Consider the following 12,641-nt stretch of genomic DNA (forward strand, 5'->3'; position numbering starts at 1 on the left):
TTTCGTAGAATAAAGGGGAGATAAATATGGCATCATCCACAAACAGCATTAGTCCAAACGGAACGTCGAATTTTATGCCCGGTCTGGCGTCAGGTCTGGATACCGAAGATATGGTAGAAAAACTGCTGGCGGGCACGCAGGCCAAAATTGATAAGCAGAATGCAAAAAAACAGCAGATTGAGTGGAAACAGGAAATTTACAGAGACGTAATTACCAAGATTAACAGCTTTGCCGATAATTATTTTTCTTTCTTTGGTACAAAAAATACGAATCTTCTCAGCAGCAGCTTTTATAATGTAATGACCGGAACGAGCTCCTCCGGGGCGGTAAAGGTGGTTTCTGCTAAGTCCACGGCCTCTCCTAACGTGGTAATCGACAGTGTTAAACGTTTGGCTCAGGCATATAAAGGCTCTACAATAGACGGCCACACACTGTCGAACCAACTGGAAGGCAATATTAATGTGAGCGCTTTCAATGATCCTGATAAGGAATATGCATTTGATTTGACACTCGACGGAGTGAAAAAGACAATCAAATTCAAAGGAGCCTCCAGTGCCTCGGGAGTAGAGAGCAGCATAAACGCAGGACTCCAAAAAGTGTTTGGAGGAACCATCCAGGCTGATATTCAGTCTCCATCCGGCACAGACATCCTTAAGTTTAAATTTAATGATGAGGCGGGCGGAAACAAAACCACCCATCAGATTATTTTACAGAGCACGACGGTTGGTGACAGTTCTGATATCGTAACAGAAAATGTCCTGAGTAATATGGGGCTGGCAAACGGAAGTACCAATAAACTGAATTATAACACGTATCTGTCCAATTCACCGTTCAGTACCGCGCTCCAGGGGCGGGAATTCGTGTTTTCGATTAACGGTACAGAGATTAAAGCGACATCCGAGGATACGGTGGGAGATATTATAAACCGGATTAATAACAGTGAAGCGGGAGTGCGCCTTACATATTCCTCCATTGACGATAAATTTGTTCTGGAGTCGTCTAACACCGGAGATATTTCAGGTATTACAATTACCCAGTCCAAGGGAAACCTAATGACTGCTATGTTTGGACTGGCAAGCGGAACAACAAATGGAGAGGATGGTGTGCTTGGAACCAGTAAGGGACTCAGAAATACGGATACCATCACGGGAACTCCTATTGACAATAACCTGTTCCAGACCGCATTAGACGGCATTAAATTGCAGGACTCCCTTATTTCATTTAATGTAAATGGAAAAGATTATTCGGTCCGGGTTCCTTTTAAGGAGGGTGGATATACCAGCGTCGGCGATTACGTAACCGCACTAAACCAGTCACTTGCCGCCACGTTTGGTGTGGACAGTGCAGGTGATAATAAAATCGAAATAAAAATGACGTCCGTTGATGCGGATCACAGCCAATTTGAACTTGTTTCTAAGGCTGGATATCAAGTCAGCTTTGGTAAAAAAAATATAGAGGGCATGTTTACGGGACAGTTGGGATTCAGCGACGGTCAGACACAGATGGCGGTAACCTCCAATACGAAGTTGGGCATGCTGATTGAGAACCAGAACTTTGTGGACGCAGGCGCTACCATTAATGTGGGAAGCACTCAGATTGCAGTAAACGGGAGTATGACTATACAGGATTTAATGGATCAGATGAAACAGGAACTGACGGCTCAGAATGGTGGGGATCCTGTTACGGTCGGATTTAACGATGCTACAGGAGAGCTTGAAATTTCAGGAATTACTCAGCCTATTTCCATTACGTCCGGAGGAACGGGCAAGGATGTTATGAAGGCATTGTTCGTAAATGACCAAATGAATTTTAACCAGTTCCAGGGAGATATTACTCGTAAGGAGATAAAAACAATACAGCAGGGAGAGAATGCTCAGATTGTGGTAAATGGCAATGTAATTGAACGAAACACCAACAGCTTCGATCTGGATGGAATTACCATTGAATTAAAGGCCGTTACAGGTACTGGGGACGGTCCAATTAGCTTGACTACCTCTAAGGATACTGATAAAATAGTAGAAGGTTTGAAAGGTTTTGTAGACGACTATAACAGCCTTATAGAAGAACTGAATGAGCAGGTAAATGCGAAGGCGAATTTTCAGAAATATCCGCCGTTAACCGATGCCCAGAAGAAAGAGATGACCGAAAAAGAGATCGAAAAGTGGGAGGAGAAAGCCAAAGAGGGCCTGCTCCGCTACGATACCAACATATCGAAGTTTTTACAGGATATGCGAGGTGTCATGTATCAGAAAGTCGGCAGTGCGGGTCTCGCGCTCTATGATATTGGTATCGAGGCATCCAGTAACTATAAGGACAACGGAAAACTGATACTCGATGAGAGTAAACTGAAAACCGCTCTTTCCACTAATCTGGATAAAATTCAGCAGATGTTTACCGATAAGGATAACGGAATTGCAGTTCAACTTCAGAAAGTGGTCAAGGAAGCTGCGAATGCCAGCAGCGGCAGTCCGGGTTTGCTGGTTCGATATGCAGGCGCCAAGGATGTCATGGAAACCAGTAACTCTTTGTATTATGAGCTGAAGGGGATTTCGGAAACTCTCACAAAGCTTAATACAAAGTATAAGAACGAAAGAACACGCTACTGGAAGCAGTTTACCGAGATGGAAAAGGCGATTTCTAACATGAACAGTCAAAGCTCCTGGCTTTCCCAGCAGTTCTCCTGATTTATCAGGAAGTCAGTTTACATAACGGAGGTCAGTATGCAAAATCCATACGCAAAATATAAAGAGCAGTCAGTCATGACAATGACCCAGGGCGATATGCTCAAACTGCTCTATGAAGAGATTATTTCCCGCCTGAACAAGGCGGTAATCTGCATCGGGGAAAAAGATATAGCAGGAAGAAATGAACATCTGAAGAAGGCCAGAGCGATCGTAACACATCTAAGCACGACGCTGGACCCTCAGTACGAGGTGTCGAAGGGACTTTCCTCCCTTTATGAATACTTCAGCTATTCCATTGTGCAGGCGAATATAAACAACGACGCGGGGCAGATTCAGGAGATTCTGCCTATGGTAGAGGAATTAAAGGATGCATTTGCCCAGGCCGACAGGCAGGTGCGGATGTCACAGAGCGCTAAAGGCGTGTAAAGAAGGATAACAAGAGGTAAAAGAATGTCTCTATTTGAAGACCCGTCGATCCGGGCGCTGGGTAATGCGCTGGATCAGACATGGATGGAACAACAGGTCCACAGCCATAATATCGCCAACGTGGAGACACCTGGCTTTAAGGCGAAAAAGCTGGATTTCCAGCGCGTGCTCCGGGAATCGGAGGTGACGGGAAAGCCGGAACTTCAGTATAAGCCGGTTCTCAGCGAAGATAACCAGACGGAGGCCAGGCCCGACGGTAATAATGTACAGGTAGAAGCGGAAGAGCTGGAGATGTGGAAGGATTACGTACAGTATTCCGCGCTCACCAACCGGATTTCCGGGCGTTTTTCAACGCTCCGCTATGTAATCAACAATACGGGTAAATAATGAGCCGGGGAGGGTATGATGGCCTTTTTAGATTCACTTAATATTACAGGTTCCGCACTCACTGCGGAGCGTTTCAGAACCGATATTATTCTGCAGAACATCGCCAACCAGAGAACTACCAGGACGGAGGACGGAGGTCCCTACCGCAGAAAACAGGTGGTGTTCAGAGAACAGCAGATGGATTTCAAGTCAGAACTTAACAGAGCGCTCTCTACGTCCGGCGGCGGAGGCGTAATCGCGGAAGAGGTTGTCGAGAGCGAGAATCCGTTTGTGCCGGTATATGATCCGACCCATCCTGACGCTGATGAAGACGGCTACGTAATGATGCCCAATGTCAACAGCGCGGAGGAGATGGTCGATCTGATGGCCGCTACCCGTGCCTACGAGGCTAATATCACCGCCCTCAATATTGCCAAAAGCATGACGCTGAAAGCGCTCGATATTGGGAAATAAAACGGCATGCATTTTTGCATGAAAAATCCCGAGTTTAGCCAACGCGAAACAGCGTTTTCTGCTGTTTCTGTACATTCGTGAAGCAGTAACGATGAAGGTACTGAATAGTTATAGATACAGAGTGACTGACAAAGAGAGGAAATCTCAGTGAAGAGAAAAGAGCGCGGAGAAGAGAATACACAGGAATGGCTGAATACGTATGCGGATATGATCACACTGGTTTTGACGTTCTTTGTTCTTCTCTACAGTATATCAAATGTTAATATTACTAAACTGGAACAGATCGCCAATGCGATGCAGAAAAAACTGGGACTGGAGACGAACGTGGAACTGAACGACGTGCCTCCCGACCTAAAGTATCCGTCGGTCGGCGAGGATTCGGTGCCGAACGGGATACCGACGGATCAGCCGCTTACCGAGATGCAGAGCATGGCAAGCAGCGTCCAGCAGTATATGGAAGATCAGAATATCCAGGTAAGCGTAACCAGCAGGGCGAACTATATGTATCTGAGATTCAAGAATGACCTTCTGTTTGGTCCGGACAGTTCCGTACTGCTTGATAACAGTAAGTCGGCACTGGATTACATAGGAACGATGCTCAGGGAAGACAACGGGGAGATCAGTGCGGTCTACATTAACGGCCACACGGCGGAATCGGCGGGATCGCTGGTGAACGACAGGCTCCTTTCATCCGAACGGGCGGCAAATGTGGCGGTTTATCTGGAGGAAAAGGCCGGGGTGGATCCCAGGAAGATGATTACCAGAGGATACGGCAAATACTATCCAATCGCAGACAACACCACAAAAGAAGGCAGGGAGCAGAACCGGCGCGTCGACATGATCATTCTGGGACAGGATTTCCAGATGTCCGATGTGGCCGAAGAAGATGCGGAATTATTTAATCCGGTATCACCCTTTGATGTACCCGGGGCTAAGAATTCAGAACAGGAAGGGGAGAAAACCAGTGATTAAATCGTACGATTTTAAATCTCCTAAAAAGTTTACAAAAGAGCGCATGAGTACCGTGGAAAATCTGTACGATGGATTTTCACGGTCTCTTGCTACTTATCTTACCGGACTTTTACAGGCGTACTGCGAAGTAAACATTATCAATATAGAAGAAAAAAGGTATCAGGAATATGCGGGACAGATCGAGGATCAGTCCCTGTTTGGCATTATCAGCCTGATGCCGGAGAACAAAGATTATAATGAGGCTCCTCTAATCCTGGAGATTGAACCGTCCCTGGGATTTTTTATGATCGAGCGGCTGCTCGGCGGACCCGGCACGGAATATGAATTCCAGAGGGATTTCACAGACATTGAGAAAGCGATCCTGGAATTTATCCTGAAGAAAATGACGGGACTTGTGGACGATGCCTGGAACGGCTATATTGAAATGCAGGCAACGCTGACCGGTCTGGAGACGAACCCGCATCTGCTGCAGCTCAGTGCGCCGGAAGATGTGTCCGTCATCGTCCAGATAGAGGTGAATGTCAATAACTTATCGACCCGTATGCATCTTGTGATGCCCGCTTCCAACGTGGAGGAGCTTACCTCCAAATTCGGCTATAAATTTGCCGTTGGCGTAAGGAAACAGGATCAGGAGAAGAGCCTGGTGCGCCGCACCTCGATTACCCAGCATCTGCTGGACTCGGAGGTGGAGCTGAGGGCGGTTCTGCATGATTTTGAACTGGATGCCCAGGATATTTTAGAGCTTCAGGCGGGGGATGTCATTCCGCTGACCAAACTGATTAACAGTGATGTGGAGCTGTATGTGGAGGATAAGAATTGTTTTCAGGCCAGAATCGGCCACACGAAACTTAGAAAAGCAGTTCAGATCAGTAAGATTTTATAAACAGGGGGACGGAGCTCATGCCTGAAATCGAAAAAGACGCGGCGTTAGAGATGATGAACGCGATTACCCTGATGATGGGGGATAAATTAAAACAGCTTCTGGGCAGAAAGTCCCGGATTGAATGCAGGGAAGTACGGCGCATTATACCGGAAGGGCTGGAACTCGAACTTCCACGCAGCACTGTGGCCGTGGAGGAAGACCGGGCGGCAGGGCAGAAACAGATACGAAACCTCTACATATTTGAGAAAGAGACGGTAAGCCGCGTCACCAATTTTATCATGGGAGTCGATGCAGATGCCTACAATCCTCTGGATGAGGTGGCGCTCAGCACGTTTAAAGAAGTGCTGTCCCAGTGTATCCGGATCGAGGAGGCCCAGCTTCAGACGCTTCTAAACGTCCAGCAGACGGGCACAGTCGGAGAGCTGATAATGTCGGAGAGCGCACGGGATATAGAGCAGCGCCTCAGGGACTGGAATAACGGGATTCTTCAGTTTGTCCGCTTTGGGCTGGAAATTGAAGACGTGATGAAGGCAGAATTCTACAAGATTACAACGGACGGACTCTTTGCATCCATGGAGGATGAAACCAGGGAGGACGGCCAGGGTGTCTCTGGTCAGGATATCCAGGCTGTTCAGGAAAGAAACAGGAAGAAAAGGCCGATTTCAGTGAAGACCGTTTCATTTCCGGAATTTAAGATGGAGGAGATCGAGAACACGGTATCGGATATCGGTGAGGAACGGAAAAAAATCCGCGACATATCCCTCAATATTTCGGTGCAGATCGGAAGAGCTGTCTGCAAGATGAAGGATATCCTAGATATGCAGGAAGGCCAGGTGCTGATGCTGGACAAACAGGCAGGCGCACCGGCGGATGTTGTGGTTAACGGGGTTCTGATCGGAAGAGGGGACGTGCTGGTTTCTAATGACAATTTTGCCGCCAGAATTACGGAAATTATCGGCAAGAAGGAATAGCTATGACGGCAGTAAAACTCGTTTTATATTTTATAGTATTGATCGCCATCTTGTTTTTGGCATATTATACGACAAAATTAGTAGGTAATGGGATGGGAAGGAAACAGGACTCGGGCGGTATCCGCGTATGGGAGCGGACGGCGGTTGCCAGGGACAGTTTCCTTCTTGTCGTGGAAATACAGGGTACATTTATGGTCCTGGGGGTATCCCCGTCGGGAATACAGAAGATTTGTGATCTGGATTCCTATGAGCCGGCTAAGAATGCGGATGCCGGGAAGACAGCCGCCTCTTCGTTCACTTCGGTGTTTGCAAAGCAGCTGAGAGACCGGCAGAACGGGAAAGGGCCGGATTTGTAAAGAGCGGAATAAGGACAAAAGAATGGAAACTGATATACAGATACAGGGGAGATACAGATGATGGAACATCAGATTGAGTTGCACAAATTAAAGAAAAAAATGATGGCGGCTGCCGGTCTGATGATCCTGACGGCGGTCTTTGTTTTTTCATTTTATAAAACATCCTATGCAGGCGGCTTTTCGATCCAGTATGACAATGGAAACGGAGCCAATTCCCTGGACTCTCTGGATGTGCTGTTTCTTTTTCTGTTCCTTGCGGTGGTTCCGTCGTTTATTATCATGATGACGAGCTTCACAAGGATTATTATTGTGCTCTCGTTTCTGCGGAATGCGCTGGGAACACAGCAGTCGCCGCCAAACCAGATTCTGGTCGGGCTGGCGCTGATTCTTACGCTTTTTATCATGACCCCGGTAATTGCAAAGGTGAATACGGAGGCATACCAGCCGTACCGGAGCGGGGAGATAGCCAGGGAAGAGGCCTTTGACCGCGCGCAGGTTCCGGTGAAGGAGTTTATGCTGAAGCAGACGGAGAAGAAGAGCCTCGATCTGTTCATGCAGATTTCCAAAACGGATCCGGTGGTGCTGGAAGGCGTTGAAGGGCCGGAGCGTTATATGCAGCTTGATCTGATTGTGATTGTGCCGTCCTTTATTTTGAGTGAGCTGAACAGGGCATTTACAATGGGATTTTTGATTTTCCTGCCATTTTTGATTATTGACCTGGTGGTGGCCAGTACCCTGATGTCAATGGGTATGGTGATGCTTCCGCCGACGATGATAGCGCTGCCGTTTAAGCTGATGCTGTTTGTACTGGTAGACGGCTGGGATCTGGTAATCAAGACGCTGGTGCAGGGATTCAGATAAAGAGGATGAAACGGCAGTCCGGACGGGAGGTAAGAAGATGACGACATCGGAAGTAATGGAAGTATTAAAACAGGCAATGCTGGTTGCATTTCAGATGGCCGGGCCTCTTTTGCTTGTCAGTATCGTGGTAGGACTTATTGTGGCTATTTTTCAGGCGGCGACGCAGATTCACGAGCAGACCCTGACCTTTGTGCCGAAGCTCATCGTAATTGCCATTGTGCTTCTGGTGACCGGTTCCTGGATGCTGGGTGTTTTTACGGAATTTGTGCAGCACATTTTTTCCCTCATGGCCGGGCTATAGAGGGTGATGCTTATGGATGAAATTCTTAGTTATCTGGATGTCTTTCTCCTTGTATTTGTCAGGATGGGAGCCCTCCTGTGGATGAACCCGATATTTGCAAGAAAAAATGTACCGATGATGGCCAGGGTGGGACTGGTTTTTTCGGTGAGTCTTCTGCTGGCTCCGCTGCAGGATGGGGCGGCAGTGGCGGCGCTGGAACCGCCTGATATGGTGCTTGCCATGATTCGGGAACTGGGAATCGGACTCCTGATGGGAATGGTATTCCAGGTCTATTACTATATGCTCTATGTGGCCGGTGATTTGATGGACACGGTATTTGGCTTGTCCATGGCAAAGGTCATGGATCCGGTGAGCAGCGTGCAGGCGTCGACCTGGGGCCAGATGCTGAATATGCTGTTTGTACTTTATTTTTTTGCAACGGGGAGCCATCTGGTCATGATCAAACTCTTTGCCTATTCTTATGAAGTGGTACCGGTGGGCGCTTATATGATTCTGCTGCCGCGGGTCACGGCGTATCTGCTCACCCTTTTCCATTCTGTATTTATTCTGGCGGCAAAACTGGCGCTGCCGTTTGCGGCGGCTGAATTCATCCTGGAAGCGGCGATGGGGATTCTGATGAAACTGATCCCCCAGATACACGTATTTGTCATTAATCTCCAGACCAAAATCGCGGCCGGCATTCTACTGATGATGTTATTTGCACAGCCTTTGGGCGAATTTATAGATCGTTACGTTGTAAGTCTGATGGAGGATATGCAGAAGGTTCTGACACTGTTCTGATATGAGAGGGGGGATACTGTTTGGCTGCAGACGAGAAGACTGAGAAAGCCACTCCCAAACGGCGGAGGGATGAACGAAAAAAAGGACATATATTTCAGAGCCAGGATATCGTTGCGGTGGTATCGCTCCTGGTTCTTTTTAATGGGCTGAAACTGCTGGCCCCTTTTATGTATGAGAATATACGGAAATGCGTCAGTCTTTTCTTTTCCTATGCAGGAACATCTTATCCGGTCAACCCCGCCAATGTAGGGGACAAGCTGTCCAAGGGGATGCTGCTTTTTATCGAGACGGTTCTTCCGATTGCCGGACTCAGCATCCTGGCGGCGGTTGCTGCGACAGCCGCTCAGACGCGGATGCTATTCTCCATGGACGCGATTAAATTCAAGGCAAGCAAGATGAACCCAATCCAGGGAATGAAGCGGCTGTTTTCTGTACGCTCTATGGTGGATTTGCTGAAAGCGCTTATTAAGGTCTCGGTTCTGACCTGGATTATTTTTGATGTGCTGAAAAACAGGCTCCACGAATTTGCCCGTCTGATGGATGGGAGCGTGGCGGGGGCGATTACCTATGTCGGTTCCACGATGACGTCGATGGTAAATACCGTAGGCGCGATTTTTATCTTTATTGCCGTATTTGACTTTCTCTTCCAGTGGTGGGAGTATGAAAAAGATATGCGCATGAGCAAGCAGGATGTGAAGGAAGAGTATAAGCAGACGGAGGGCGATCCGCAGATAAAAGGCATGATCCGCCAGAAGCAGAGGGCAATGGCATCCAGAAGAATGATGCAGAAGGTGCCGGAAGCGGATGTGATTATCAGAAACCCAACCCATTTTGCGGTGGCTCTTTCCTATAATACGGATCAGGACCGCGCGCCGCGCGTGGTGGCCAAGGGAGCGGACCGTGTAGCGCTTAAGATTGTTGAGATTGGCGAGGCGAACGGCGTCTATATTATGGAAAACCGGCCGTTGGCCCGCGGACTGTATGAAAATGTGGAACTGGACATGGAAATTCCGGAAGAATTTTACCAGACAGTGGCGGGAATTCTCGCTTTCGTATATAATCTAAAGAAGAAGACGGACGGAGGTAAACACTGACGGATAATCGGCATACGGGGTATGGATGAAGATGGAAAACAACATGATTGTTTTTGATAAGGTAAGTAAGGTTTACCAGACGGGGCAGAAGGCCTTAAAGCAGGTAAACATGACAATAGAAAAGGGAGAATTTGTATTTCTTCTGGGAGACAGCGGTGCGGGCAAGACGACATTTCTGGATCTGATCCTGAAGGAGACGGAACCGACGGAGGGGGAAATTACGGTAAACGGGATTCTGCTGAGTCAGTTGAAACAGAGGCAGGTATACCGCTACAGACGTTTTCTGGGCGTTGTTTTCCAGGACTTTAAACTGTTTTCCGATTTTAATGTATATGAAAATGTGGCATTTGCCCAGATGGTCAACGAGACGCCGCCGGCGCAGATAAAAGAACAGGTGATGACGGCGCTCACCAGGGTGGGGCTGGAACGGAAGATTAAGAATTATCCGGATCAGTTATCCGGCGGTGAGAAGCAGCGTGTGGCCCTGGCAAGGGCGATTGTGAATAAACCGGCCCTGATACTGGCCGATGAGCCAACAGGCAACCTGGATCAGAAAAATGCGGCTGAGATCATGTGGCTCCTGGAGAAGATCAATGAGGCAGGTACAACGGTCATTGTAGTGACCCACAACCGGGATATTGTGAAACGGATGCAGAAACGGGAAATTACACTTCAGCACGGCAAGGTGATAATGGACAGCAAACGGGGAGGATATTTCTATGAGCCTTAAGACATTTTCATACCTGTGCAGGCTGGGATTTAAAAATACATGGCGAAATAAGGTATATACCATTGCATCGGTTGTCACGATGACGGTCTGCATCTTTCTGTTCGGCCTTTTTTACCTGGTCGTACTCAATGTCAACACGGCCATCAGGAACACGGAAAAAGACGTGGCGGTTGTAATATTTTTCGATGATAATGTGCCTGCAGGGCGCGTGGATGAAATCGGGGAACTGCTCCGGGCACGCCCGGAAGTGACCAATACGGTCTACACTTCTTCGGAGGAGGCGTGGAATACATTCCGCGACACATATTACGAAGGCGAAAATCTGTTGGAAGGCGTGTTTGAGGAGGATAATCCGCTGGAACACTCCAATAACTATAAGGTGTTTTTAAAAGATGTGGAGAGCCAGGAGAAATTTGTGGCCTATGTAGGGCAGTTGGACGGAGTCAGAAGTGTCAGGAACTCGGCGGACACGGTAAAGGCGGTACTGAAGATCAAAAATGCCATCTCCACAATTACATTTGGAAGTGTCGTTGTCATCGTACTGACGTCGGTGCTGCTGATCTATAATACGCTGGCAATCGGGATAGCGGCGCAGAGGGAGAAGACCCAGGCGATGCTGCTGATGGGAGCCAGGGACATTTTTATTAAAATCCCGTTTATCATTGAAGGACTGATTATGGGAATTGCGGGTATGGTCCTGCCCATTGTGCTTTTATATTTTACATACCGCTGGGGAACAGAATTTGCGGTTACACAGTTTCATCTATTTGGGGAAGGAATACGCCTTTTACCGCTTCCGTCCGTATTTCCGGGAGTTGTGCGCGCCTGCGCGGCCGTGGGAATCCTATCCGGCTGTCTGGGCAGCATGCTTGCCATGGGCAGGCTGAAACGGTAAAACGGTGATTAAGACTGACAGGGGGACATCATGAATCGAATCACATATATGGTTTTAAGAAACATTTACAGAGCTCCGTGGTGGATGTTTAATATATGGAAGATGGGCCGCAAAGGCGACACTCACACACAGGAAGAACGGTACAGCTATCTGAAAGGCGTTGTGGGCAAGGTAAATAAGACAGGCCGTGTCAATGTGATGGGATGCGGTGAGGAGAACATCCCGGCTCAGGACGGTTTTATTCTTTTTCCCAATCATCAGGGACTGTTCGACATGCTTGCGATTATAGACACATGCCCAAGGCCTCTCAGCGTTGTCGTTAAGAAAGAGGTTTCCAATGTTTTTCTGGTCAAACAGGTTCTGGAGCTTTTAAAAGGAATTCCGATGGACCGCCAGGATATCCGGGAATCTCTGCGAATTATTAATCAGATGACTGAAGATGTGAAAAATGGCAATAATTATGTTATCTTCCCTGAGGGAACCAGAAGCAGGGAAGGGAACCAGATATTGAAATTCAAAGGGGGAACCTTCAAAAGCGCCTTTAATGCAAGGTGTCCCATTGTGCCCGTTGCGCTGATTGACAGCTATAAACCGTTTGGCGTTTCTTCTATTAAGAAGGAAACGGTTCAGGTTCACTATTTGGAGCCGATTCCATACGAACAATATATGGGACTAAAGACGGTAGAAATCGCAGATATAGTGCATGAACGGATACAAAATAAGATAAATGAAAATATATAAAAATATCTGGAAAAACAGGCTTGACAACCCAAATCTTATTTAGTATAATTGACAATGCGCTCGACATGAGCATGTCCAATGCGCAGAACTAAATAGCATTAAGTAAT

General features: G+C 47.7%; 15 protein-coding genes. All 15 read left to right on the forward strand.

Going from position 1 to position 12,641, the window contains the following annotated elements; all coding sequences use genetic code 11:
* The first annotated feature begins 26 nt into the window (after positions 1-26).
* The 15 genes from fliD to V3C10_00330 all read left to right on the forward strand — a co-directional run bounded on the left by fliD (position 27) and on the right by V3C10_00330 (position 12,534).
* Positions 27-2,684 carry a flagellar filament capping protein FliD gene (gene fliD, locus V3C10_00260; GenBank protein ID WVP62308.1) on the forward strand — a complete coding sequence of 886 codons (2,658 nt, stop codon included), beginning with the start codon at positions 27-29 and terminating at the stop codon, positions 2,682-2,684.
* Between the two features lie 36 nt (positions 2,685-2,720).
* Complete coding sequence (gene fliS, locus V3C10_00265; protein ID WVP62309.1) at positions 2,721-3,110, forward strand: flagellar export chaperone FliS; 390 nt, start codon at positions 2,721-2,723, stop codon at positions 3,108-3,110.
* 24 nt (positions 3,111-3,134) lie between these two features.
* Positions 3,135-3,497 (forward strand): flagellar basal body protein, encoded by a 363-nt coding sequence (locus tag V3C10_00270; protein ID WVP62310.1) that lies wholly within the window; start codon positions 3,135-3,137, stop codon positions 3,495-3,497.
* Positions 3,498-3,515: 18 nt separating this feature from the next.
* Complete coding sequence (gene flgC / locus V3C10_00275) at positions 3,516-3,950, forward strand: flagellar basal body rod protein FlgC (protein ID WVP64696.1); 435 nt, start codon at positions 3,516-3,518, stop codon at positions 3,948-3,950.
* 147 nt (positions 3,951-4,097) lie between these two features.
* Positions 4,098-4,922 carry a flagellar motor protein MotB gene (locus tag V3C10_00280; GenBank protein ID WVP62311.1) on the forward strand — a complete coding sequence of 275 codons (825 nt, stop codon included), beginning with the start codon at positions 4,098-4,100 and terminating at the stop codon, positions 4,920-4,922.
* The gene (locus tag V3C10_00285) at positions 4,915-5,805 is read left to right on the forward strand and encodes a FliM/FliN family flagellar motor switch protein (GenBank protein WVP62312.1); all 891 of its coding nucleotides are present in this window, start codon (positions 4,915-4,917) and stop codon (positions 5,803-5,805) included. The genes V3C10_00280 and V3C10_00285 overlap by 8 nt, the downstream gene beginning before the upstream one ends.
* 17 nt (positions 5,806-5,822) lie before the next feature.
* Positions 5,823-6,776 (forward strand): FliM/FliN family flagellar motor switch protein, encoded by a 954-nt coding sequence (locus tag V3C10_00290; GenBank protein WVP62313.1) that lies wholly within the window; start codon positions 5,823-5,825, stop codon positions 6,774-6,776.
* A gap of 2 nt (positions 6,777-6,778) precedes the next feature.
* The gene (locus V3C10_00295) at positions 6,779-7,132 is read left to right on the forward strand and encodes a flagellar biosynthetic protein FliO (GenBank protein WVP62314.1); all 354 of its coding nucleotides are present in this window, start codon (positions 6,779-6,781) and stop codon (positions 7,130-7,132) included.
* Positions 7,133-7,189: 57 nt separating this feature from the next.
* Complete coding sequence (gene fliP, locus V3C10_00300; GenBank protein ID WVP62315.1) at positions 7,190-7,993, forward strand: flagellar type III secretion system pore protein FliP; 804 nt, start codon at positions 7,190-7,192, stop codon at positions 7,991-7,993.
* 37 nt (positions 7,994-8,030) lie between these two features.
* Positions 8,031-8,294 (forward strand): flagellar biosynthesis protein FliQ, encoded by a 264-nt coding sequence (gene fliQ / locus V3C10_00305; GenBank protein ID WVP62316.1) that lies wholly within the window; start codon positions 8,031-8,033, stop codon positions 8,292-8,294.
* Positions 8,295-8,306: 12 nt separating this feature from the next.
* Positions 8,307-9,074, forward strand: coding sequence for a flagellar biosynthetic protein FliR (locus tag V3C10_00310; GenBank protein ID WVP62317.1), 768 nt, complete (start codon positions 8,307-8,309; stop codon positions 9,072-9,074).
* 20 nt (positions 9,075-9,094) lie between these two features.
* Positions 9,095-10,168, forward strand: coding sequence for a flagellar biosynthesis protein FlhB (gene flhB / locus V3C10_00315; protein ID WVP62318.1), 1,074 nt, complete (start codon positions 9,095-9,097; stop codon positions 10,166-10,168).
* Positions 10,169-10,193: 25 nt separating this feature from the next.
* The gene (gene ftsE / locus V3C10_00320; protein WVP62319.1) at positions 10,194-10,898 is read left to right on the forward strand and encodes a cell division ATP-binding protein FtsE; all 705 of its coding nucleotides are present in this window, start codon (positions 10,194-10,196) and stop codon (positions 10,896-10,898) included.
* Positions 10,888-11,793 (forward strand): permease-like cell division protein FtsX, encoded by a 906-nt coding sequence (locus V3C10_00325; protein WVP62320.1) that lies wholly within the window; start codon positions 10,888-10,890, stop codon positions 11,791-11,793. The genes ftsE and V3C10_00325 overlap by 11 nt, the downstream gene beginning before the upstream one ends.
* Positions 11,794-11,823: 30 nt before the next feature.
* The gene (locus V3C10_00330) at positions 11,824-12,534 is read left to right on the forward strand and encodes a lysophospholipid acyltransferase family protein (GenBank protein ID WVP62321.1); all 711 of its coding nucleotides are present in this window, start codon (positions 11,824-11,826) and stop codon (positions 12,532-12,534) included.
* The last annotated feature ends 107 nt before the right edge of the window (positions 12,535-12,641 follow it).

This window comes from [Clostridium] symbiosum (assembly GCA_036419695.1).
In the GTDB taxonomy this organism is placed as follows: Bacteria; Bacillota; Clostridia; order Lachnospirales; family Lachnospiraceae; genus Otoolea; species Otoolea symbiosa_A.

What these genes read in the sequence shown, in the direction of transcription:
- fliD (WVP62308.1), top strand. Translation starts at nt 27, where the DNA reads ATGGCATCATCCACAAACAGCATTAGTCCAAACGGAACGTCGAATTTT.
- fliS (WVP62309.1), top strand. Translation starts at nt 2,721, where the DNA reads ATGCAAAATCCATACGCAAAATATAAAGAGCAGTCAGTCATGACAATG.
- V3C10_00270 (WVP62310.1), top strand. Translation starts at nt 3,135, where the DNA reads ATGTCTCTATTTGAAGACCCGTCGATCCGGGCGCTGGGTAATGCGCTG.
- flgC (WVP64696.1), top strand. Translation starts at nt 3,516, where the DNA reads ATGGCCTTTTTAGATTCACTTAATATTACAGGTTCCGCACTCACTGCG.
- V3C10_00290 (WVP62313.1), top strand. Translation starts at nt 5,823, where the DNA reads ATGCCTGAAATCGAAAAAGACGCGGCGTTAGAGATGATGAACGCGATT.
- V3C10_00295 (WVP62314.1), top strand. Translation starts at nt 6,779, where the DNA reads ATGACGGCAGTAAAACTCGTTTTATATTTTATAGTATTGATCGCCATC.
- fliP (WVP62315.1), top strand. Translation starts at nt 7,190, where the DNA reads ATGATGGAACATCAGATTGAGTTGCACAAATTAAAGAAAAAAATGATG.
- fliQ (WVP62316.1), top strand. Translation starts at nt 8,031, where the DNA reads ATGACGACATCGGAAGTAATGGAAGTATTAAAACAGGCAATGCTGGTT.
- V3C10_00310 (WVP62317.1), top strand. Translation starts at nt 8,307, where the DNA reads ATGGATGAAATTCTTAGTTATCTGGATGTCTTTCTCCTTGTATTTGTC.
- ftsE (WVP62319.1), top strand. Translation starts at nt 10,194, where the DNA reads ATGAAGATGGAAAACAACATGATTGTTTTTGATAAGGTAAGTAAGGTT.
- V3C10_00325 (WVP62320.1), top strand. Translation starts at nt 10,888, where the DNA reads ATGAGCCTTAAGACATTTTCATACCTGTGCAGGCTGGGATTTAAAAAT.
- V3C10_00330 (WVP62321.1), top strand. Translation starts at nt 11,824, where the DNA reads ATGAATCGAATCACATATATGGTTTTAAGAAACATTTACAGAGCTCCG.